A 21,301-nucleotide genomic window follows, 5' to 3' on the forward strand; every position below is an offset into this window, starting at 1 on the left:
GGGCGGCGGGTCAAGCCCGTCCGGCCCGGCTCGGCCGCATCGATACGCTGACCCCATGGCCGACCTCATCCGTCGCGTCACCGCGTGGGCCTTGTCGCTCCGCCTCGTGCGCGCCTTCCTCGTCTACTCGGGGGCACGCGGCCCCGTCCTCGCCGACAGCGTCACCTATCGCACGCTGTTCAGTCTGTTCGCGGCGGTGCTGCTCGGCTTCTCGGCGGCGGCGGTCTGGATGTCGGGCAACCCCGAGGGCCTCGCGGCGCTCGAGCGCTCGGTGAACAACGTCGTCCCCGGCCTGGTGGGCCCCGATGGTCTTCTCGACGTCAGCGAGATCAAAGCGCCGACCGAGTTCACCATCGCGGGCGTGATCGGAACGATCGGTCTGCTGGGCGCGGCGATCGGGGCGATCGGCTCCCTCCGGACGGCCCTCCGCCAGATCGCGGGGGTGACGACCGACGACACCCTGCCCGTCCTGGTCATCGTGCGCAACCTCGCCGTCGCCGTCGGCATCGGCGTCGCGCTGGTGGGGGCGGCCGCGGTGACCTTCCTCGCGACGGCGGGTCTCACTTTCGTCCGGGGGCTGCTCGGCATCTCCGCGGACTCCTGGCTCACGGCCGTGCTGACCTGGTCGCTCTCCACGATCGTCGTCCTCGCCCTCGACACCGCGGCGGTCGCGGTGGCGTTCGCCGTGCTGTCGGGCGTGAAGACCCGTCGCCGCACGTTGTGGCGCGGGGCGCTGCTCGGGGGCGTCGGTCTGGTGGTGCTGCAGCAGTTGTCGGGCCTGTTCGTGGGCGGTGCGGGCAACAACCCGCTGCTGACGACCTTCGCCTCGCTCATCGCCCTGCTGCTGTGGCTCAACCTGTCCAGCCAGGTCATCCTGATCGCGGGCGCGTACATCACCGTCGCCACGGAGGAGGACCACGATCGCGTCCGCGCGAAGTACGGCGCCTCCACGATGATCCAATTCCGGGTGCGGCGCGCCGAGAAGGCCGTCCGCGCCGCCGCGGGCGAGCTCGACGCCGCGCGCGCGGCCGAGAAGAAGGAGCGCGAGACCCTCGCCGAGAGCGACCCCGCCGCCGCCACGCGTGCGGACGAGGCGGAAGCGGACGCGCGTGTCTGACGGTTCGACCCCCGCGGGGGCGGCGCGCGTCGCCGCCTACACCGCGGATGCCGTCCGCGCGGCCGAGGCGCCTCTCCTCGCGGAGGGGAGACCGCTGATGCGGTGGGCGGCGCATGCTCTCGCCGTCGTCGCCGCAGCGGAGCGCGACACGGCACCCGGACCGACGCTGGTCCTCGTCGGCGCGGGCGACAACGGGGGAGACGCGCTGTACGCCGCCGCCGAACTGGCGCGTGCCGCCGATTCCCGCGTCGACATCGTGCTCGTGCGCGATCGCGTGCATCGCGCCGCCCTCGACGCTGCCGTCGCCGCCGGCGTGATCGTGCGGCAGGCGTCGGAGATCTGCGCCGCGATCGACGACTACAGCCTCGTGCTCGACGGCATCCTGGGCATCGGCCGTCTCGCCGACCGGCGGATGCGGGGCAGCGCCCGCGCGATCGTGGAGTGCCTGCTCGCCCGCCCCCGCCGTCCGCGCATCGTCGCGGTCGACCTCCCGAGCGGACTCGATCCCGATGACGGATCCGCGGATGCCGCCGTGCTCGCCGCCGATGTCACGGTCACGTTCGGCGCGATCAAGTCGGGTCTCGTGCGCGGTCGGGGCCCGGAACTCGCCGGGCGGGTGCACCTGGTCGACCTGGGACTCGAGCCGTACCTGCGGCGGGCGCACCCGGCGGTCACCGCGCCGATCGAGGTCGTGCGGGTCGATTCGCCGGGATCCCTTGCCGAGGCGTAGGGGCCGAGTGGTGCCGGCCGCCGCTCAGCGGGCGTAGCGCTCGACGAAGGTGCGGAGCATGCGCGACGGTGCTGTGACGGGTGCCCGCCGCACCGCCGACAGGGTGAGGTCGAGGTCGCCGGAAGCGAAGTACCCGTACCCGGCGTAGGCGTGGATGCGGGTGACGATCCCGTCGACGTCGAGTTCGGGGTGGAACTGCGTGGCGTAGACGTTGCGCCCGACGCGGAACATCTGCACCGGACACGCGGCCGACGACGCCAGCAGCACCGCCGACGGCGGCAGGACGCTGATGGCCTCCTTGTGACCGACGAACGCGGTGAAGGCATCGGGGAGGCCCGCCGACAGGGGGTCGGTGCGCCCCTCCGGGGTCAACGTCACCTCGACGACGCTGATGGGTTCCGCATACGTGCCGTCGATCGGCGCACCGAGGTGCGTCCCGAGGGTGCCGACGCCGTAGCACGCGCCCAGGAAGGGCGCATCGCGTGCGACCACCTCGGCGACGAGCTGTGCCATCTCCGCCTCGACGCGACGCTGCACGACGGACTTGCGCTCGAAGGGGTCGGACGCGTTGAACGGGCTTCCGCCGACGAGGACCCCCGACATCTCGTCGAGATCAATCGCGGGCATCGTCTCGCGCTCGAGACGCACGCGGCGCAGACGGTGCGGCGGCAGCCCGGTGTAGCGCAGGAACAGCGCGTACTCCTCGTCGGCGGGGCCGTCTTCGGCGCGCGTCGCGAGCAGCACGAACGGGCGGTCACCGGGCAGGTCCGTCGCGTTCACCCGAGCGAGTCTAGGCGAGCGGGCGGCGACCGTCGGGCGGTCCCGCGCCGGGCGGGGAGCGCCGCCGGCGGGGCGCGCAGTGGTTCCCGGGGCAGCGCCGCCGGCGAGGCGCGGAGTGGTCCCCGCGGGAGCGGCGGCGAGGCGCGCAGTGCTTCCCGGAGCAGCGGCGCGAGCGATCGCGGCGACGCGGTGTCAAGGCGCGGCGCCTCGTCGCGGGTGCGGTCTACGCTGACGGCATGGCTATTGCACGACTGACCGGAGGCCCGCTCGACGGGCAGGTGATCCCGCTCGAGAACGAGACCGACGACACGCTGATCATGCCCTACAGCGAGGGACAGCTCGTCTACCGCCGCGAGGGCGAGCCCACGAACACGGGCGACTCCGACGGCCCCACCCAGGCGGTCTTCGCCTTCGCCGAAGAGACCGAGGACATCAACCCCGACGCCGACGGGCGCGACGATTGAGCGCAGGCCCGAACGGGTCGTCGAACGTCGAGGTCGAGACGAAGTACGACGTCGACGACGACACGCCCCTGCCCGACTGGTCGACCCTTCCAGGGGTGGCGACGGTCGGTGACCCCGAGCCGCGAGATCTCGACGCGCGCTACCTCGACACCCCCGCGGCCGATCTGGCCCGTGCGGGCGTGGCGATGCGGCGCCGTCTGGGCGGTCCCGACGCGGGCTGGCACGTGAAGGGGCCCGCCGAGGGCGCCGGTCGCACCGAGACGCAGTGGCCGCTCGAGGCCGATGACGTCGACCCCGAGGCCGACCCGATCGTGCCTCCGGCGGTTCAGGATGCCGTCTTCGCGATCGCTCGACCGCCCTTCGCCGCCCTCGCCCGCCTGCGCAACCACCGCACGGCGTACGCGCTCCGGGATGCCGAGGGCAACGAGGTCGCCGAGTTCGTCGACGACCGGGTCCGTGCGCGCGACGAGCGCCGGGGCGTGGAGTCGTCCTGGCGTGAATGGGAGGTCGAGCTCGGCGCGGCCGGTCCGACCGACGACGAGGGTCGTGCGGCGTTCTTCGCCGCCGTCGATGCGGCCGTCTTCGCCGCCGGTGGCCGCCCCGCGGCATCCGGTTCGAAGCTCGCCCGCGCCCTCGGCCACTGATCGCCCTGGACGGGGTCTCCCCGCCGCCGCGACAGCCCGCCCGTCGCGAGACAGCGTCTCGCTGACGACTCCGGGACACCCGGCGACCGGCATGTCGGCGAGGTGATGCGTCCTGGCGGGAGCGGCTTCCCGACACCCACGCAGAAGGCCCGCCCGGGCGAACCGGGCGGGCCTTCTGCGTGGAGCGATCAGAGGTTGATCATGTGCCCTGCGAGGCCGTGGAAGGCCTCCTGCAGGCCCTCCGACAGCGTCGGGTGCGTGTGGACGTTGCGGGCCGCCTCGAGCGCGGTGAGGTCCCACTTCTGCGCGAGGGTGAGCTCGGGCAGCAGCTCGGAGACGTCGGGACCGATGAGGTGGCCGCCGATGAGCTCGAGCGTCTCGGCGTCGGCGACGAGCTTGACGAAGCCGACCGGCTCGCCGAGGCCGTTGGCCTTGCCGTTGGCCGAGAAGGGGAACTTCGCGACCTTGATGTCGTGGCCGGCGTCGCGGGCCTGCTGCTCCGTCAGGCCGAACGACGCGACCTGCGGGTTGCAGAAGGTGGCGCGCGGCATGTTGCGGTAGTCGCCCAGGGTCTGGGTCTCGGCGTTGCCGATGGTCTCGGCGGCGACAACGCCCTGCGCCTCGGCGACGTGCGCGAGCTGCAGCTTCGCGGTGACATCGCCGATGGCGTAGATGTGCGGCACGTTGGTGCGCATGTGGTCGTCGATGTCGATGGCACCGCGCTCGGTGAGCTTCACGCCCGTGCTCTCGAGACCGAAGCCGTCGACCTTGGGGGCGAACCCGATCGACATCAGCACGCGGTCGGCGTCGATCGAGCCGGTCGAGCCGTCCTTCGCGGTGTACGCGACGGTGACCTTGTCGCCGTGGTCGGTGACGGAGTCGACCTTCGTCGAGGTGAGGATGTCGACGCCGTAGCCCTTGTACTGCTTCTGGATCTCCTTCGAGACCTCGGCGTCCTCGTTCGGGAGGGCGCGGTCGAGGAACTCGATGATCGTGACCTTCACGCCGTAGTTCGTCATGACGTAGGCGAACTCCATGCCGATGGCGCCGGCGCCGACGATGACGATCGACTCGGGGAGCTCGCGGGTGAGGATCTGCTCCTCGTAGGTGACGACGTTCTCGCTCAGGGTGACGCCGGGGAGGAGGCGCACTGTCGAGCCCGTGGCGATAATGACGTTGTCGAAGGTGACCTGCTCCTTGGAGCCGTCGGTCTTGGTCACGTCGATGGTGTGGTCGTCGGCGAAGTATCCGCGACCCTCGTACTCGGTGACCTTGTTCTTCTTCATCAGGTAGTGGATGCCCTTGACGTGACCGGCGGCCACGCTGCGGCTGCGGTCGAACGCCTTGCCGAAGTCGAAGGTGACGTCGCCCGAGATGCCGAACAGGTCAGCCTTCGCGTGGAAGGTGTGGGCGAGATCGGCGTTGCGCAGCAGCGCCTTGGAGGGGATGCAGCCGACGTTGAGGCAGACACCGCCCCAGTACTTCTCTTCGACGATCGCAACCGACAGTCCCAGCTGCGCACCGCGGACCGCGGCGACGTACCCGCCGGGACCCGCACCAAGAATGACCAGATCGTAATGAGGCATGGCTCCAGCCTATCGCCCGGTCGTGCCGCCACCGGCGGCGTTCCGACGCCCGCGCGAGGCGAAGACGTAGACGAGCACGCCCGCAACGATCACCAGGGCCACGGCCAGCAGGATCCACGGCAGGGGAGAGCTCGCCGACGACTCCTCGACCGGCGCCGCGGCGGGGGTCTCCGCTTCCGTGGGCGCGGCCGAGGCGGAGACGGTGGGGGAGGGGGATGCCGACGCCGAGGTCGTGGGCGTCGCCGTCGGGGTCGGGGCGGCCTCGGGGACGGTGAACGCGAAAGAGCCGTCGATCGGGTGTCCGTCACTGGAGACGACGCGCCACTTCACGGTGACGGCACCGGATGCCGACCCCGCCAGCGCCTGGGTCACCTCGGTGCCCGACGGCTCGGGGGCACCCTCCGCGAGCGACGCGCCGCTCGCATCGGTCACTTCGACCACCGTCGCGCCCGGGTCGGTAAGGACGTCGGCACTGAACGTGAGGGTGATGCGCTGCGGCACGGCCTCGAGCACCGCATCGGCCGCGGGATCGGTCGACACCAGCTCGTCGTGCGCGGAGGCCGGCGTCGCGGGGACGAACAGCACGGCGGCGGCCAACAGGAGGGATACCAGGACGGCGGGGAGGCTGCGCCGACGCGGCGCCGAGGGGGACGTCATCCTTCGACCCTAACGAGGGCGTCGGCGTGACGGGCCGCCCCGGGTACCGGCCCTTCTCCCCGCCCCAGACCCTGCGCCTGGTCGAACGGTCTGGGGCCCCGTCTGCTCCGGTGCTTCGACGGGCTCAGCCACCTCCCGCACAGGCCCCCGACCTCGGTGCCCCAGGACCCTGAGCCTGTCGATGGGTCCGGGACCCCGCGGCGGTTCCGCCCACCCGGCGCGCGGGACTCCGAGCCCCTCGAAGGGTCCTCCGGCGGCGGCCTCACCGGCTCAGGTTCTCGTCACCTGCGTCTTCGCGCTCCTCACCCGCCACACCCGTGGCGTCACCGGACTCGACACGACGGACCCCGGGTCGATAGGTTCGAGTGTCTCGTCGGCCGTTTCCGCGCCCCGAACCGCGGTGTCCGGTGTCGACGAAATGAAGACACATCACGCATCACCATGGCCCGCGCGCGGTCGGTTCCCCCCGTTCGATCTGAACCGATCGGTTATGGTGAATATGAAGGAGAAGCCGTGGACGAGACCAGCCGATTCGATCGAGACGAGATCCGACGCGCGGCCGACGCCGTCGCCCGCGACAGCTCGCACGACACGACCCAGACCCACGACGCCGACCTGTCGTTCGTCCCCTTCGGAGCCGACCTCACCGAGGCCGAGCTCGAAGCGATCGGTGCGTTGCCCTCCGGGGCGGCGCTGCTGATCGTGCGGTCGGGTCCCACGACCGGTGCCCGGTACCTGCTCGACACCGACGTCACCACCGTCGGGCGTCATCCCGAGGCCGACCTGTTCTTCGACGACGTGACCGTGTCGCGTCGCCACGCCGAGATCATCCGCTCCGGTTCGGCGTTCGAGATCGTCGACCAGCGCTCGCTCAACGGCAGCTACGTCAACGGCGAGCGGGTCGACCGCTCCGCTCTCGTGAACGGCTCCGAGGTGCGCATCGGCAAGTTCCGCCTGAACTTCTTCGGTTCGCCGGTCGACCTGCCCGCGGCAGAGCACTGATGGCGGCAGCCCCCTCCCGTGGTCGTCAGGCGGCTGCGGGGCTGCTCAGCATCGGACAGGTGCTCGCGCGCCTGACCCCCGACTTCCCGGCGTTGACCTCGAGCAAGCTGCGCTTCCTCGAGGTGCAGGGCATCGTCTCGCCCACCCGCACCGAGTCGGGGTACCGCAAGTTCTCGCCGGCCGATCTCGAACGGCTGCGCCTCGCGTTGACGCTGCAACGCGATCACTATCTGCCGCTCGTCGTCATCCGCGAGTATCTCGAAGACCTCGACGCGGGGCGCAACCCCGCCCCGCCGACGTCGATCCCGTCGATGACCTCCGCGCCGCGCCGGTACCGCCGCGACGAGCTGCTCGCTGCCGCCGGAGCACGCCCGCAGCTTTTGAACGACGCCGTGAGCACGGGCGTGATCGCGGGGGCCGACACCTACTCCGAGCAGACCGTGACCCTGCTGCGCGCCCTCGTCGCCCTCGACCGTCACGGGATCGAGCCGCGGCACGTCCGCACGCTGCGCCAGAGTGCCGAACGCGAGGTGTCGCTCGTCGAATCCGCCCTCTCCGCGCTCCTGCGTCGTCCCGACGCCGCCTCCCGGGCCCGCGCGAGCGAGCTCGCGCCCGAACTCGCGGGCCGTCTCGACGAGGTGCGCACCCTGTTCGTGCGCGACGCGATCGAGCGAATGCTGTCCTGATCGCGACACGCCGCGGCCCTCGGAGCGGATGTCATTGCCGGGGGACCCGCGCTGATCTAGCGTGGAACCAACGAGCCGATGAGGAGGGACGCGAGCATGAACGCTGGCGATGCACTCGGTGAACCCCGGTTCGCCGCCGACCTCCTCTTCACCGACGGTCTGCCCGAGATGGATGACGAGACCGGCTACCGGGGCGCGGTCGCCGCGCGTGCCGCCGGCATCACGTACCGCCAGCTCGACTACTGGGCCCGCACCGAACTGGTCGTCCCCACCGTCCGTGGAGCCAGCGGCTCCGGCTCGCAGCGCCTCTACGGCTTCCGCGACATCCTCGTCCTGAAGCTCGTAAAGCGTCTGCTCGACACCGGCATCTCGCTGCAGCAGATCCGCACGGCCGTCGACCAGCTCCGTGCCGCCGGTATCCGCGACCTCGCGGGCACCACCCTCATGAGCGATGGAGCGTCGGTGTACCTCTGCACCTCGAACGACGAGGTCATCGACCTCGTCAGCCGAGGTCAGGGCGTCTTCGGCATCGCGGTCGGCAAGGTGCTCCGTGAGGTCGAGTCGACGCTCGTCGACTTCGAAGCCGCGACGCCCGAGGCCGTCGACGAGCTCGCCGCCCGTCGCGCCGCCCGCACCGCCTGAGGCACGCCCTTCCCGGACGCCTCGGCATCCGGGGCTTCGTCGCGCGGCCGCGCGCAGCGACCCGACGCGCGGCCCGGACCCTTCGACAGGCTCAGGGTCCTCGCGTGCATACCGGCTGTTTCCCGGATTCGTCACGAGGCTTAGCTTTCTTGCGTCGGAGGTGGCTGAGCGTGCCGAAGCCACCGGTGCCGGCGGGGGTGCCGACTTCCGACGGCTCGGCGCCGAAAGGAAACGCCGCCCCGGCTGCACGGCAGCGGGACGGCGTCTCGAGAAGAGGTCAGGCCTGCGGGGCCTCGTTGTCGACCGGGATACGGCCCGTGCGCACGATGCGGTCGAGCAGCGCGTCGAAATCGGCGGCCAGCTCCTGCGCCGAGTCGCCCGGCCACACGTGCAGCGGCTTCGCGGCTCCCTGGGCCTGCTGCAGCGACGTCCGCTCCGGCAGCTGCGGGTTGAGCACGAGGGGGCCGAACATGTCGCGCAGCTCTTTGATGCGGAACTGGTGCTCGATCGACTGCGGGCGAACGCGGTTGACCACGACGCCGAGGGGCTGCAGACGAGGCGAGAGACCGCGGCGGATCTCCTCGATCGCGCGCAGCGCGCGGTCGGCGGCGGCGACGGAGAACAGTCCCGGCTCGGTCACGACGACCACGCGGTCGCTCGCGGCCCACGCGGTGCGCGTGAGGGCGTTCAGCGAGGGGGCGCAGTCGATGAGAACGAGGTCGTACTCGCTCTCGATCGTCGCGAGGGCCTCTTCGAGCTTCCAGACGTCACGGACGCTCGGGTGCGGCCCGTCGAAGTTGATGGCCGACGGGCTGCCGATCAGCACGTCGATGGTGCCGGGATGCACCTTCGCCCACCCGCTCGAGGTGATCGCCTGGCGGACGACCTTCTCTTTCGGGTTCGCCAGGACATCGGCGATGTTGAGCCGACCGGCGACCTGGATGTCCATCCCGGTCGACACGTCGGACTGGGGGTCGAGGTCGACGACGAGAGTGCGAACGCCACGCGCGAAGGCGGCCGAAGCCAGCCCCAGTGTCACGGTCGTCTTGCCGACCCCGCCTTTGAGAGAGCTGACGGAGAGTACGTGCACAAGAGTCCACGTTACCGTCCCCTAGGCTGTGAGCACATTCAGCCCCGCCAGCTTGACGTGAGGTGCGCATGTTCTCGAAAATCCTGGTCGCCAATCGCGGAGAGATCGCCATCCGCGCTTTCCGTGCCGCCTACGAGGTCGGAGCGCGCACCGTCGCGGTCTACCCGTATGAGGATCGGGCGTCGCTGCACCGGCTGAAGGCTGACGAGGCCTACCAGATCGGCGAGCGCGGTCACCCCGTACGTGCCTACCTCGATGTCGACGAGATCATCCGCGTCGCCAGGGAGTGCGGAGCGGATGCCATCTACCCCGGGTACGGCTTCCTCTCGGAGAACCCGGAGCTCGCCGAGAAGGCCGCGGCGAACGGCATCACCTTCATCGGCCCTCCCGCCGAGGTGTTGTCGATGGCCGGCAACAAGGTCACCGCCAAGGAGCACGCGATCGCAGCCGGCGTGCCGGTGCTGCGCTCGACCCCGGCGTCCGACGACATCGACGCCCTGCTGGCGCAGGCGGAGGAGATCGGCTTCCCCCTCTTCGCCAAGGCGGTCGCCGGCGGCGGCGGACGCGGCATGCGGCGCGTTGAGGCCATGGGCGAGCTCGCGCCGGCTCTGGCCGAGGCGATGCGCGAGGCGCAGAGCGCGTTCGGCGACCCGCGGATGTTCGTCGAGCAGGCCGTGCAGCGTCCACGTCACGTCGAGGTGCAGATCCTCGCGGATGCCACGGGCGAGACCGTTCATCTCTTCGAGCGCGACTGCTCGGTGCAGCGCCGCCACCAGAAGGTCATCGAGATCGCCCCGGCGCCGAACCTCGACGACGCCGTGCGGCGGGATCTCCACCGCTACGCCGTCGCCTTCGCCCGGTCGATCGGATACCAGAACGCGGGCACCGTCGAGTTCCTGCTCGAGACCGCGGGACCGCGCGCCGGCGAGGTCGTCTTCATCGAGATGAACCCCCGCATCCAGGTCGAGCACACCGTGACCGAGGAGGTCACCGACGTCGACCTCGTGCAGTCGCAGATGCGCATCGCCGCGGGGCAGACCCTCGCCGAGCTCCACCTGCAGCAGGACGACATCCAGTTGCGCGGCGCCGCGCTGCAGTGCCGCATCACCACGGAGGATCCCACGCAGGGCTTCCGCCCCGACACCGGCAAGATCACCACCTACCGCTCGCCCGGCGGAGCCGGCATCCGTCTCGACGGAGGCACGACCGCGGCGGGGTCGCAGGTGAGCCCGCACTTCGACTCGATGCTGTCGAAGCTCTCCTGCCGCGGACGTGACTTCCCCGCGGCCGTCGCGCGTGCCCGCCGGGCCCTCGCCGAATTCCGCATCCGTGGCGTCTCCACCAACATCCCGTTCCTGCAGGCCGTGCTCGATGACCCCGCGTTCGTTGCGGGGGATCTCAGCACATCGTTCATCGACGAACGCCCCGAGTTGCTGAAGGGCCGGGAGTCGAAGGACCGCGGCACGAAGATCCTGTCGTGGCTCGTCGACACGACGGTGAACCGCCCCCACGGCGACAACCCCCTCTCGATCGACCCCGGCGCCAAGCTCCCGCGGATCGATCTGACGGATGCCGCACCCGCGGGCTCGCGCCAGCGCCTGCGCGAGCTGGGTCCGGTGGGCTTCGCCCGTGCCCTGCGCGAGCAGACCGCCGTCGCCGTCACGGAGACGACCTTCCGCGACGCGCACCAGTCGCTGCTGGCCACGCGGGTCCGCACGCGGGATCTCGTCCGGGTCGCGCCCTACGTCGCTCGCATGACTCCTGAGCTGCTGTCGGTGGAGGCCTGGGGAGGTGCGACCTACGACGTCGCGCTGCGGTTCCTCGGCGAGGACCCCTGGGAGCGCCTCGACGCGCTGCGTCAGGCTCTTCCGAACGTCGCGATCCAGATGCTGCTGCGCGGCCGCAACACGGTGGGCTACACGCCGTACCCGACGGAGGTCACCGACGCCTTCGTGGCCGAGGCGGCGGCATCCGGGGTCGACATCTTCCGGATCTTCGACGCGCTCAACGACGTCTCGCAGATGCGGCCCGCGATCGACGCCGTCCTCTCGACCGGCACCGCCGTCGCCGAGGTCGCGCTCTGCTACACGGGCGACCTCCTCGACCCCGCGGAGCGTCTGTACACGCTCGACTACTACCTCGGCCTCGCCGAGCAGATCGTCGAGGCGGGCGCGCACATCCTCGCGATCAAGGACATGGCGGGACTGCTGCGTCCCGCCGCCGCGACGAAGCTCGTCACGGCTCTGCGCGAGCGCTTCGACCTCCCGGTGCACGTTCACACGCACGACACCGCGGGCGGACAGCTCGCGACTCTGCTCGCCGCCTCGGCGGCCGGAGCGGATGCCGTGGACGCGGCCGCCGCGCCGATGGCGGGAACGACGAGCCAGCCGTCGCTGTCGGCTCTGGTGGCAGCCCTCGCGCACACCGAGCGCGACACGGGTCTCGATCTCGCAGCCGTGAGCGACCTCGAGCCGTACTGGGAGGCGGTGCGTCATCTGTACCGCCCGTTCGAGTCGGGTCTCTCCGGCCCCACCGGACGGGTCTACCGGCACGAGATCCCAGGAGGGCAGTTGTCGAACCTCCGTCAGCAGGCCATCGCGCTCGGCCTGGCGGACGACTTCGAGCTGATCGAGGACATGTACGCGGCGGCCGATCGCATCCTGGGCCGTGTGCCCAAGGTGACGCCGTCGTCGAAAGTCGTGGGCGACCTGGCCCTGCACCTCGCCGCGGTCAAGGCCGACCCGGCCGACTTCGAGCGCAACCCGGAGAAGTACGACGTGCCCGACTCGGTCGTGTCGTTCATGGCCGGTGAGCTCGGCGACCTTCCGGGTGGGTGGCCCGAGCCGTTCCGGTCGAAGGTGCTGGCCGGGCGGGATGCCAAGACGGGGGTCACCCCGCTCACCGACGGCGACACCGCGGCGCTGGCGGGGGAGTCCGCCGAGCGGCGTGCGCGCCTGAACCACCTGCTGTTCCCCGCGCCGACGCGCACCTTCCTGGAGATGCGCGAGCGCTTCGGCGACCTGAGCGTGCTCGACACCGCCGATTATCTGTACGGCTTGCGCCCGGGCGGGGAGCACACCGTCGAGATCGAGCGCGGGGTGCAGCTCTTCGTGGGGCTCGAGGCGGTGGGCGACGCCGACGACAAGGGCATGCGCACCGTCATGACGACGCTGAACGGCCAACTGCGTCCGGTCTTCGTGCGCGACCGATCGATCGACGTCGAGGCGCGGCAGGCGGAGAAGGCGGATACGTCGAAGCCCGGCCAGGTGGCCGCGCCCTTCTCGGGTGTGGTGACGATGAAGGCCGCCCCCGGCGATCGGGTGCAGGCGGGTCAGGCGGTCGCGTCGATCGAGGCGATGAAGATGGAGGCGGCGATCACGGCGCCGGTCGAGGGAGTGGTCGACCGTGTCGCGATCGGTACCACGCAGCAGGTGGAGGCGGGGGATCTTTTGCTGGTGATCCGCCCCGCGCAGTAGCCTGGGAGGGGGCGCTTTCGCGCCCTCTTCCCGTTTGGAGACTGCAGTGACCCCCGACCGCACCGACGCGAACCCCGACGAGAACGCCGAGCACGGCGTGCTCGACGAGAGCGGGAACCTCGACACGGCCAGCATCACGATCCTCGGTGGATACACCGCGCAGGTCAGTGTCGACCTGCCGGCGACCAGTGACGACGACGATCTCGACGACGACGTGATCGAGGACGAGATCCCCTTCGATGACGCCGACCTCGCCGCGCTGGACGATTCCTCCGCACCTCGCCAGCTCGCTTCCGAGACCCACGACGACGAGGTCGCCGCCGAGGTGGACGAGCTCGCGACGGACGAGATCATCCTCGAACCGCACCCCGACGACGCGCACCACGACGGCGCGCATGGAGACGAACCGCACCAGGACGCCGGATCCGCCGATGACGACGTGCACGACGCCGAGGTCGTGGGCGACGACCCCGAAGGTCCGTACGAGGCTCCGGCTGCCGACGGGTCGGGCGACGATGCGCGCGACGACGATCAGGATGCCGCGCCCGCGGAGCACGAGGGAGCGGGCCCCGTCGACGAGGGCGCACCCGAGCGCGACGCGGTGGAGCACGAGGCGGACGGCGAGGCGTCCCATGACGACGCCTCCGACGACGAGGGCGACGTCGAACGGGCCGAGTACGGCGACGACCGTCAGGACGATCTCGGTGGCGCCCCCGCGCACGACGACGTCGAGGACGTCGACGCGCAGGCATCGGTGACGGACGATGCCGGTGTCGAAGCAGGGGACGTCGACGCGACCACGCCGCGGGCTTCCGCCGACGAGCGGTCGCTCGACGAGCACCCCGACACCACGCACGAGTCGCTCGAGACAGTTCCGGGGCCCGACGCTCCGGCGCCTGATGATGCGATCTCCGAGGTCGGCGCGACCCCCGACGAGGCGCCGGAGGACGCGGCCGCATCCGACGACCTGCACGACGTCGAGGTCGTCGACGACGTCGAGCTGTACGAGGCGGATGCCGCGGAGCCCTTCGATGAGGAGCCCTTCGACGAGCAGCCCCTCGACGAGGAACCCTTCGACGAGGAGCCGATCGAGGAGGGGTCGATCGGTGCCTCCGCCGAGCCGCTGACCCACGCTCCGTGGGTGCCGGAGACCGGTGTCTCCGCCTCGGCCGACGAGACCGACGACGAGGTCGTGGAGGCCGCGATCGACGACGACCACGACGACGAGGACGCATCGGACGCGGGCTCCGCCTCCGAGAGCGACGACCACGCGCGGGCGACCGATGACGCGGTGCTGCTCACCGCACGCGTCGCCGAGGAGCCGGCATCCGCTCCGACCGACGGCGCCCGGCCGCAGACCGGTGCGACCACCGTGCCGGCTCCGACGGTCCCAGCGGCGGCGGCCGCGGCGGCGGCTTCGCCGGCGACCCGTGCCGTCCCCACCGGCAGCGTCCCGACCACGCGCGCCGAGCGCGCCGCGACGGGGGTCATCGGCACCGTGCCGCTCACCCGTCGTCAGGCGCATCAGGCCGATGACGCCGCCCGCACCGCCGAGGAGGCCGCGCGGGTGGATCGCGCCCACGCCATGGAGCGCGTGCGCACCCCGGCGCCCGAGGTCGCGCTGACGTCCAAGCGCATCGGTCAGATCGACGACTCCCGTGAGAGCGCCGACCTGCTCACGGCCGACCGCCTGCTCGACCCGAAGCAGATCAGCCGTCCGGAGCCCGAGGGCCTGTGGCAGCAGCTGGTGTACTCGGCGTCGCGCCACCGCATCAACCTCGGCGACGGGCGCCGCGCCCGGCAGCGCAAGGAGCTGGACCGCCGCATCTCGGCCCCTCTCGCGGGCGGGGCGCGCTTCGTGCCCGTGCTTTCGCGCAAGGGCGGGGTCGGCAAGACCACCGTCACCTCGCTGCTCGGCATGGCCCTCGCCGACGCGCGCGACGATCGCATCATCGCCGTCGACGCGAACCCCGACCGCGGGACGCTCGCCGACCGTGTCGGCCGCCCCAACGGCCGCACCGTGCGCGACCTCGTGCGCGCGCACGACGAGATGGCCGGCTACAACGACGTCTCGTCGATCGTCGCCAGGGATGCCACCCGCCTCGACGTGCTGGCATCCGATGCGGATCCGCGTCAGTCGGAGGCCTTCAGCGACGACGACTACCGTCAGGTCGCCGACGTCGCCGCGCATTACTACTCGATCGTGCTCACCGACACGGGGACCGGCATCGTCCACTCCGTCATGGGGGCCACGCTCGAGCTCGCCGACACCCTCGTGATCGTGGCGGGACTCTCCGTCGACGAGGCGCGGCTGGCTTCCGAGACGCTGACGTGGCTCGAGACCAACGGCTACGCGGCGCGTGTGCGCGACGCCGTCGTGGTGTTGAACAACTCGCGTCCGGGCGCGCCGCTGGTGCGCGAGAGCGAGTTGGAGTCCCACTTCCGCTCGCGCGTGCGCACCGTCATCCGCATGCCCTACGACGCACGCATCGCCGCGGGCAGTGCGATCACGTTCCGCGACCTGCAGCCCGGCACGCGCCAGGCCGCGCGGGAGCTCGCCGCCGCCGTCGTCGAGGGCCTCCGCGCTCCGGTGGCCTCCGCATGAGCGTCCGTCCGATCCGCCTGTTCGGCGACCCGGTGCTGCGCGCCACGAGCGCTCCCATCGACGAGATCGACGACGGCGTGCGCGCCCTCGTCCAAGACCTGCTCGACACGGTCGAGCTGCCCGGGCGCGCGGGAGTCGCGGCTCCGCAGATCGGGGTCGGTCTGCGCGCGTTCAGCTACAACATCGACGGCGACATCGGGTACGTCATCAATCCCGTCCTCGTGGAGACGCGCGGCGAGCCCCAGCCGGTGGGGGAGGGATGCCTCTCGGTGCCCGGTCTGTGGCACGACGCCATCCGCTACCCGTGGGCGAAGGTCGTCGGCATCGACCTCGACGGCCGGGAGGTCGTGCTCGAGGGCGAAGGGCTGCTCGCACAGGCGCTGCAGCACGAGACCGACCACCTCGACGGAATGCTCTATCTCTCGCGGCTGCCCGCCGAGACCCGCCGCGAGGCGATGCGTCAGGTGCGCGAGAGCGACTGGTTCTGACCCGCTGGCCCCTGACACGAGAACAGGGGACGGCGCGAGGACAGGCCCCTTCGTCGCGGATTCCCCTGTTCCCGTGGCACGCCCTGTTCTCGGCAAAGCAGAACGGCCCGACCCCCGAGGGGGCCGGGCCGTTCGGCATTCCGGGTCTCAGGGGAGAGAGACGTTGGTCGTGTTCACCGGCACGGCGTAGATGTCCTCGATCGCGTCGGCGAAGTCGGCGACGATGACGTTGCGTTTGATGCTCATCTTGGGCGTCAGGTGGCCGCTCGCCTCGGTCCACTCCGTGGGCAAAATCGTGAACTTGCGGATCGACTCCGCGCGCGACACACGGGTGTTCGCGCGGTCGATCGCGCCCTGCACCTCGGCGCGCACCTTCTCGTTCGTGCTCGCGTCCTGCAGCGACATGTCGGCGGCCAGGCCGTTGTTGGCGAGCCACGTCGGCAGCATCTCGGGATCCAAGGTGACGAGGGCGGCGATGAACGGCTTGTGGTCGCCGACGACCACGACCTGGCCCACGATCGGGTTCGCGCGGATGGGATCCTCGAGGGCGGCCGGAGCGACGTTCTTGCCGCCGGCCGTGACGATGATCTCCTTCTTGCGGCCCGTGATCGCGAGGAAGCCGTCGGCGTCGAAGGCGCCGATGTCGCCGGTCTTGAACCATTCGCCGTCGAAGGCCTCGGCCGTGGCATCCGGGTTCTGCCAGTACTCGCGGAAGACGTTGATGCCGCGCACCTGGATCTCGCCGTCATCGGCCAGGCGCACCCCGACACCGGGGAGCACCGGACCGACCGTGCCGATCTTCGACTTCGTCGCGAGGTTGACCGTGGCCGGGGCCGTCGTCTCGGTGAGTCCGTAGCCCTCGAGGATCACAACGCCGAGGCTGCGGAAGAAGTGCCCCAGTCGCGGTCCGAGCGGGGCCGATCCCGACACCGCGTAGACCACGCGTCCGCCCATGGCATCCCGGAGCTTGGAGTAGACCAGCTTGTCGAAGAGCGCGAACTTCAGCTTGAAGGGGAGGGAGATCTTCTTCCCCTCCTGCAGCCGTTGCGAGTGCTCGATCGCGACGTCGGCCGCGGCGCGGAAGATCTTGCCCTTGCCGCCGGCCTCGGCCTTCTGCTCGGCGGAGTTGTAGACCTTCTCGAAGACCCGGGGCACGGCGAGCAGGAAGGTCGGCTGGAAGGTGCCGAGGGCGGGCAGCAGTTGCTTGGTGTCGGGCTGGTGCCCGGTCTTCACCCCCGCGTGCACGTTCAGCAGCGAGATGAAACGCGCGAAGACGTGGGCCGTGGTGATGAACAGCAGCGTCGAGGCGCCCGGCGTCTCGACGACCTCGTGCAGGGCCTTGGCGGAGTTGCGGGCGAGCTCGACGAAGTTGCTGTGCACGAGGACGCAGCCCTTGGGGCGTCCCGTCGACCCCGACGTGTAGATGAGGGTCGCGATGTCGGAGGCCTTCGCGAGGTGGCGGCGGCGCTCGACCTCTTCGTCGGTGATGTGCGTGCCGCCCGCGACGAGTGCGTCGAGGGCGCCCGTGTGCATCGCCCACACCTCGCGGACGAGCGGAAGGTCGCTGCGCACCTCGTCGAGGCGGTCGGAGTGCTCCGCGGACTCCACGACGACCGCGATGGCGCCGGAGTCCGACAGGATCCACGAGATCTGCGAGGGGGAGCTCGTCTCGTACACCGGCACCATGACGGCCCCGGCATAGAAGAGCGCGAAGTCGACGAGCGTCCAGTCGTAGGTGGTGCGGGCGATGAAGCCGACCTTCTCTCCCGGTTGGACGCCGGCGGCGATGAAGCCCTTCGCCAGGGCGATGACCTGGCGCTCGAACTCGACCGCCGAGACGTCGCGCCATCCTCCGGCCCCGGGCACGGCGAACAGGGGCCGGTCGGGCGTCGCGCGGACGCGGTCGGCGAGCAGATCCGACGCGTTGGCGTCGGGATCGGCGGGGACGACAGGGGGGAGGTCGAACTGGATCACGGTAACTCCTTCGGCACCGGAAAGAACGTCGAGCGGTCCATCAGTCTATCCGCACGGCCTGCGCCGCCCCTGGAGCGAGGCGTCGTTCGCGCGCCGCCCGCCTTGGCTAGACTGCTCCGGGCCGCCCTCTCGGTGGGCCCGGAAGGGAGCGCGGTGCGCAACGTCGGCATCGATATCGGGGGAACGAAGATCGCCGGAGGCGTCGTCGACGACGACGGCACCATCATCGAGAAGCTCCGCGTCGACACCCCTATCGACCCCTCGGCCCTCGTGGATGCCGTGGTCGACATGGCCGATCATCTGCGCCGCGCGCACGAGGTGCACGCCATCGGCGTCGCCGCCGCCGGGTTCATCAGCCGCGACCGCAGCACCGTCATCTACGCCCCCAACATCGACTGGCGCGACGAACCCCTGCGCGCCCGCCTGGAGCAGCGCCTCGACGCCCCCGTGACGATCGAGAACGACGCGAACGCCGCCGGCTGGGGCGAGTACCGCTTCGGCGCGGGCCGGGGCGTGCGCGACATGGTCATGCTGACGATGGGCACGGGCGTCGGCGGTGCCGTCGTCACCGACGGCGAGCTGTTCCGCGGTGGTCACGGCATCGGCGCCGAGCTCGGTCACCTGCGCTTCGTCCGGGGCGGTCACCCGTGCGGGTGCGGACAGAACGGATGCCTCGAGCAGTACGCCTCGGGACGCGCGCTGCAGCGCGAGGCCAACACGATCGCCGACGAGGGCGGTATCGGTGCCGCGTTGGCGGCCGTCCGCGCGGAGAGGGGCGCCATTCCCGGACCCGCCGTCTCTCGCCTCGTGCTGGCGGGCGACCCCGGGGCGGTCGAGGCGCTCCGCCGCGTCGCGACCGCTCTCGGCGAGGCGTGCGGCGGTTTCCAGGCCGTGCTCGATCCCGAGGTCTTCGTGATCGGCGGGGGAGTGGCGCAGCTGGGCGCCGACCTGCTCGAACCGGTGAAGCTCGCGTACGAGACGTCGTTGCCGGGGTACGGTGAACGTCCGGTCGCCGAGTTCGCGATCGCGCGCCTGGGCAACGACGCCGGTCTCATCGGGGTCGCCGACCTCGCCGGGAAGGAGCGCTGACGATGTTCTACTGGCTCATGAAGTACGTGGTCATCGGACCGGTCATCAAGGCCGTGTTCCGCCCATGGATGGTGGGCCGGCGCAACATCCCGGCGGAGGGTGCGGCGATCCTCGCCAGCAACCACCTGTCGTTCTCGGATTCGATCTTCCTGCCGCTCATGATCGACCGCCGCATGGCGTTCCTCGCCAAGAGCGACTACTTCACCGGCAAGGGCCTCAAGGGCTGGGCCACCCGGATGTTCTTCCAAGCGACCGGCCAGCTGCCCATCGACCGGTCGGGAGGGAAGGCGTCGGAGGCGTCGCTGAACACGGGCCTCGGCGTCCTCGGGCGCGGTGAGCTGCTCGGGATCTACCCGGAGGGCACCCGCAGCCCCGACGGCACGCTGTACCGCGGACGCACGGGCATCGCGCGCATGGCGCTCGAGGCGCGCGTGCCGGTGGTCCCCGTGGTCATGGTCGACACCGGCGCGGTGATGCCGATCGGTCAGCGACTGCCGCGCGTGGGACGTGTGGGGATCGTCATCGGCGAGCCGCTCGACTTCTCCCGTTTCGAGGGCATGGAGGGCGACCGCTACGTCCTGCGCTCGGTCACCGACGAGATCATGGTGGCCCTGCAGCGCCTCGGCGAGCAGCGCTACGAAGACGTCTACGCCTCCACCGTGAAGGACCGGCTGGCCAGTGCACAGGCGGCGAAGGCGCCGTCGTCGCGCCACTAGACTTCAGGGGTGAATCAGCAGCTCCACGACCTCGACCACTGGCGATCCCTGCCCATCAAGCAGCAGCCCCAGTGGTATGACGAGGGCGCGGTGGCGGCGGCATCCGCAGAGCTGGCGACCCTCCCGCCGCTGGTCTTCGCCGGCGAGGTCGACATCCTGCGCGATCGTCTCGCCCGTGCCGCCGCAGGCCAGGCGTTCCTGCTCCAGGGCGGTGACTGCGCCGAGACGTTCGCCGGCGCGACCGCCGAGCAGATCCGCAACCGCATCAAGACCGTGCTCCAGATGGCCGTCGTGCTCACCTACGGCGCGTCGATGCCCGTCGTCAAGATGGGCCGCATGGCCGGGCAGTTCGCCAAGCCCCGCTCGAGCGACACCGAGACGCGCGGCGACGTGACGCTGCCGGCCTACCGCGGCGACATCGTCAACGGCTACGACTTCACCGAGGAGTCCCGCAAGGCCGATCCCGCGCGCCTGCTCAAGGGCTACCACACGGCCGCGTCGACCCTGAACCTCATCCGGGCCTTCACGCAGGGCGGGTTCGCCGACCTCCGCGAGGTGCACAGCTGGAACAAGGGCTTCGCCTCCACTCCTGCCAACCAGGCGTACGAGAGCATGGCGACCGAGATCGACCGGGCGATCAAGTTCATGGAGGCGGCCGGCGCCGACTTCGACGAGCTGACGCGCGTGGAGTTCTACACCGGCCACGAGGGCCTGCTCATGGACTACGAGCGCCCCATGACCCGGATCGACTCGCGCACCGGCCTGCCCTACAACACCTCGTCGCACTTCCAGTGGATCGGCGAGCGCACGCGCGAGCTCGACGGCGCGCACGTCGACTACTTCTCGAAGATCCGCAACCCCATCGGCGTCAAGCTCGGCCCCACCACCACGGCCGAGACGGCGCTCGCGCTGATCGACAAGCTCGACCCCGAGCGCGAGCCGGGGCGCCTGACGTTCATCACGCGCATGGGTGCGGGCAAGATCCGCGATGCCCTGCCCCCGCTCCTGGAGGCCGTCCGCGACTCCGGCGCCACCCCGCTGTGGGTCACCGATCCCATGCACGGCAACGGCATCACCACGCCCACCGGCTACAAGACGCGTCGCTTCGACGACGTCGTCGACGAGGTGCGCGGGTTCTTCGAGGCGCACCGCTCGGTGGGCACGCACCCCGGCGGCATCCACGTCGAACTCACCGGTGACGACGTCACCGAATGCCTGGGCGGCTCCGAGCAGATCGACGAGGCGACCCTCGCGACGCGCTACGAGAGCCTGTGCGACCCGCGTCTGAACCACCGTCAGAGCCTGGAGCTGGCCTTCCTCGTGGCGGAGGAGCTCGAGAAGCGCTGACCCGCGTGCCGCCTGCGAGATGCCCCCGACCCGTGCGGTCGGGGGCATCGTCGTTTCCGGATGCCGGATGCCGGATGCCGGATGCGGGGTGGGGCGGATGGCGGGTGGGATGGTGAAGCCCACGGCGGGTGGGCGTCGGATCTGCCCGCACGGTCGCGCGAGGTGTGCGATCGTGGCCCACGCGCCTCCGCCCCCTCGGCGGGGCCCG

18 protein-coding genes are annotated in these 21,301 nt (G+C 71.0%); 13 read left to right on the forward strand and 5 right to left on the reverse strand.

Annotation, left to right across the window (positions count from 1 at the left end; genetic code table 11):
• Positions 1-55: 55 nt before the first annotated feature.
• Together AB0N80_RS12475 and AB0N80_RS12480 are read left to right on the forward strand one after the other, a co-directional pair.
• Positions 56-1,117 (forward strand): YhjD/YihY/BrkB family envelope integrity protein, encoded by a 1,062-nt coding sequence (locus tag AB0N80_RS12475; RefSeq protein ID WP_363578887.1) that lies wholly within the window; start codon positions 56-58, stop codon positions 1,115-1,117.
• Positions 1,110-1,847, forward strand: a complete 738-nt coding sequence (locus tag AB0N80_RS12480; RefSeq protein WP_363578888.1) for an NAD(P)H-hydrate epimerase — start codon at positions 1,110-1,112, stop codon at positions 1,845-1,847. Before AB0N80_RS12475 ends, AB0N80_RS12480 begins: the two co-directional genes overlap by 8 nt.
• A gap of 24 nt (positions 1,848-1,871) precedes the next feature.
• Here the strand turns inward: AB0N80_RS12480 and AB0N80_RS12485 are convergent, their stop codons facing one another.
• Positions 1,872-2,627, reverse strand: a complete 756-nt coding sequence (locus AB0N80_RS12485) for a glutamine amidotransferase (protein ID WP_363578889.1) — start codon at positions 2,625-2,627, stop codon at positions 1,872-1,874.
• Positions 2,628-2,863: 236 nt separating this feature from the next.
• Here AB0N80_RS12485 and AB0N80_RS12490 point away from each other — a divergent pair, with 236 nt between their 5' ends.
• Together AB0N80_RS12490 and AB0N80_RS12495 are read left to right on the forward strand one after the other, a co-directional pair.
• Positions 2,864-3,091 carry a response regulator gene (locus AB0N80_RS12490; protein WP_315993003.1) on the forward strand — a complete coding sequence of 76 codons (228 nt, stop codon included), beginning with the start codon at positions 2,864-2,866 and terminating at the stop codon, positions 3,089-3,091.
• Complete coding sequence (locus AB0N80_RS12495) at positions 3,088-3,735, forward strand: CYTH domain-containing protein (protein WP_363578890.1); 648 nt, start codon at positions 3,088-3,090, stop codon at positions 3,733-3,735. The genes AB0N80_RS12490 and AB0N80_RS12495 overlap by 4 nt, the downstream gene beginning before the upstream one ends.
• A gap of 188 nt (positions 3,736-3,923) precedes the next feature.
• Here AB0N80_RS12495 and lpdA read toward each other — a convergent pair whose 3' ends face one another.
• Both lpdA and AB0N80_RS12505 read right to left on the reverse strand, forming a co-directional pair.
• The gene (lpdA, locus tag AB0N80_RS12500) at positions 3,924-5,321 is read right to left on the reverse strand and encodes a dihydrolipoyl dehydrogenase (protein ID WP_363578891.1); all 1,398 of its coding nucleotides are present in this window, start codon (positions 5,319-5,321) and stop codon (positions 3,924-3,926) included.
• Between the two features lie 9 nt (positions 5,322-5,330).
• Positions 5,331-5,978: a copper resistance CopC family protein gene (locus AB0N80_RS12505; protein ID WP_363578892.1), complete on the reverse strand. Its 648-nt coding sequence runs from the start codon at positions 5,976-5,978 to the stop codon at positions 5,331-5,333.
• Between the two features lie 546 nt (positions 5,979-6,524).
• On the opposite strand from AB0N80_RS12505, the gene AB0N80_RS12510 reads away from it, so the two are divergent.
• From AB0N80_RS12510 to AB0N80_RS12520, 3 genes are all read left to right on the forward strand, one after another.
• Positions 6,525-6,980: an FHA domain-containing protein gene (locus tag AB0N80_RS12510; RefSeq protein ID WP_315994570.1), complete on the forward strand. Its 456-nt coding sequence runs from the start codon at positions 6,525-6,527 to the stop codon at positions 6,978-6,980.
• Complete coding sequence (locus AB0N80_RS12515; protein ID WP_315992999.1) at positions 6,980-7,666, forward strand: MerR family transcriptional regulator; 687 nt, start codon at positions 6,980-6,982, stop codon at positions 7,664-7,666. Before AB0N80_RS12510 ends, AB0N80_RS12515 begins: the two co-directional genes overlap by 1 nt.
• Before the next feature lie 96 nt (positions 7,667-7,762).
• Positions 7,763-8,308, forward strand: coding sequence for a MerR family transcriptional regulator (locus AB0N80_RS12520; protein WP_315992998.1), 546 nt, complete (start codon positions 7,763-7,765; stop codon positions 8,306-8,308).
• 277 nt (positions 8,309-8,585) lie between these two features.
• On the opposite strand, the gene AB0N80_RS12525 is transcribed toward AB0N80_RS12520, so the two are convergent.
• Positions 8,586-9,398, reverse strand: a complete 813-nt coding sequence (locus tag AB0N80_RS12525) for a ParA family protein (protein ID WP_298875452.1) — start codon at positions 9,396-9,398, stop codon at positions 8,586-8,588.
• Positions 9,399-9,466: 68 nt separating this feature from the next.
• Between AB0N80_RS12525 and AB0N80_RS12530 the strand changes: the two genes are divergently transcribed.
• Genes AB0N80_RS12530 through def form a run of 3 tightly spaced genes read left to right on the forward strand, consistent with a single transcriptional unit; the run spans position 9,467 to position 15,967 of the window.
• Entirely contained in the window at positions 9,467-12,874 is a 3,408-nt protein-coding gene (locus tag AB0N80_RS12530; protein WP_363578893.1) for a pyruvate carboxylase, read from the forward strand.
• Between the two features lie 46 nt (positions 12,875-12,920).
• Entirely contained in the window at positions 12,921-15,479 is a 2,559-nt protein-coding gene (locus AB0N80_RS12535; RefSeq protein WP_363578894.1) for a MinD/ParA family protein, read from the forward strand.
• Positions 15,476-15,967 (forward strand): peptide deformylase, encoded by a 492-nt coding sequence (gene def, locus AB0N80_RS12540; RefSeq protein WP_315992995.1) that lies wholly within the window; start codon positions 15,476-15,478, stop codon positions 15,965-15,967. The genes AB0N80_RS12535 and def overlap by 4 nt, the downstream gene beginning before the upstream one ends.
• Before the next feature lie 147 nt (positions 15,968-16,114).
• On the opposite strand, the gene AB0N80_RS12545 is transcribed toward def, so the two are convergent.
• Positions 16,115-17,941: an AMP-dependent synthetase/ligase gene (locus tag AB0N80_RS12545; RefSeq protein ID WP_363578895.1), complete on the reverse strand. Its 1,827-nt coding sequence runs from the start codon at positions 17,939-17,941 to the stop codon at positions 16,115-16,117.
• A 153-nt stretch (positions 17,942-18,094) separates the two neighbouring features.
• Here AB0N80_RS12545 and AB0N80_RS12550 point away from each other — a divergent pair, with 153 nt between their 5' ends.
• Genes AB0N80_RS12550 through AB0N80_RS12560 form a run of 3 tightly spaced genes read left to right on the forward strand, consistent with a single transcriptional unit; the run spans position 18,095 to position 21,093 of the window.
• A complete protein-coding gene (locus AB0N80_RS12550) occupies positions 18,095-19,030 on the forward strand; it encodes an ROK family glucokinase (protein ID WP_315992993.1) in 936 nt (311 codons plus the stop codon).
• A 2-nt stretch (positions 19,031-19,032) separates the two neighbouring features.
• On the forward strand, positions 19,033-19,746 hold the full coding sequence (locus AB0N80_RS12555; RefSeq protein ID WP_076674869.1) for a lysophospholipid acyltransferase family protein: 714 nt from the start codon (positions 19,033-19,035) through the stop codon (positions 19,744-19,746).
• A 9-nt stretch (positions 19,747-19,755) separates the two neighbouring features.
• Complete coding sequence (locus AB0N80_RS12560; RefSeq protein ID WP_298875462.1) at positions 19,756-21,093, forward strand: class II 3-deoxy-7-phosphoheptulonate synthase; 1,338 nt, start codon at positions 19,756-19,758, stop codon at positions 21,091-21,093.
• The last annotated feature ends 208 nt before the right edge of the window (positions 21,094-21,301 follow it).

Source organism: Microbacterium sp. NPDC089188 (genome assembly GCF_040685155.1).
Lineage (GTDB): Bacteria > Actinomycetota > Actinomycetes > Actinomycetales > Microbacteriaceae > Microbacterium > Microbacterium galbum.

Bases quoted from the DNA above. Each gene is read 5' to 3' on its own strand.
- AB0N80_RS12520 (WP_315992998.1), top strand. From the start codon at position 7,763: ATGAACGCTGGCGATGCACTCGGTGAACCCCGGTTCGCCGCCGACCTC.
- AB0N80_RS12515 (WP_315992999.1), top strand. From the start codon at position 6,980: ATGGCGGCAGCCCCCTCCCGTGGTCGTCAGGCGGCTGCGGGGCTGCTC.
- AB0N80_RS12555 (WP_076674869.1), top strand. From the start codon at position 19,033: ATGTTCTACTGGCTCATGAAGTACGTGGTCATCGGACCGGTCATCAAG.
- AB0N80_RS12530 (WP_363578893.1), top strand. From the start codon at position 9,467: ATGTTCTCGAAAATCCTGGTCGCCAATCGCGGAGAGATCGCCATCCGC.
- def (WP_315992995.1), top strand. From the start codon at position 15,476: ATGAGCGTCCGTCCGATCCGCCTGTTCGGCGACCCGGTGCTGCGCGCC.
- AB0N80_RS12490 (WP_315993003.1), top strand. From the start codon at position 2,864: ATGGCTATTGCACGACTGACCGGAGGCCCGCTCGACGGGCAGGTGATC.
- lpdA (WP_363578891.1), bottom strand. From the start codon at position 5,321: ATGCCTCATTACGATCTGGTCATTCTTGGTGCGGGTCCCGGCGGGTAC.
- AB0N80_RS12505 (WP_363578892.1), bottom strand. From the start codon at position 5,978: ATGACGTCCCCCTCGGCGCCGCGTCGGCGCAGCCTCCCCGCCGTCCTG.
- AB0N80_RS12475 (WP_363578887.1), top strand. From the start codon at position 56: ATGGCCGACCTCATCCGTCGCGTCACCGCGTGGGCCTTGTCGCTCCGC.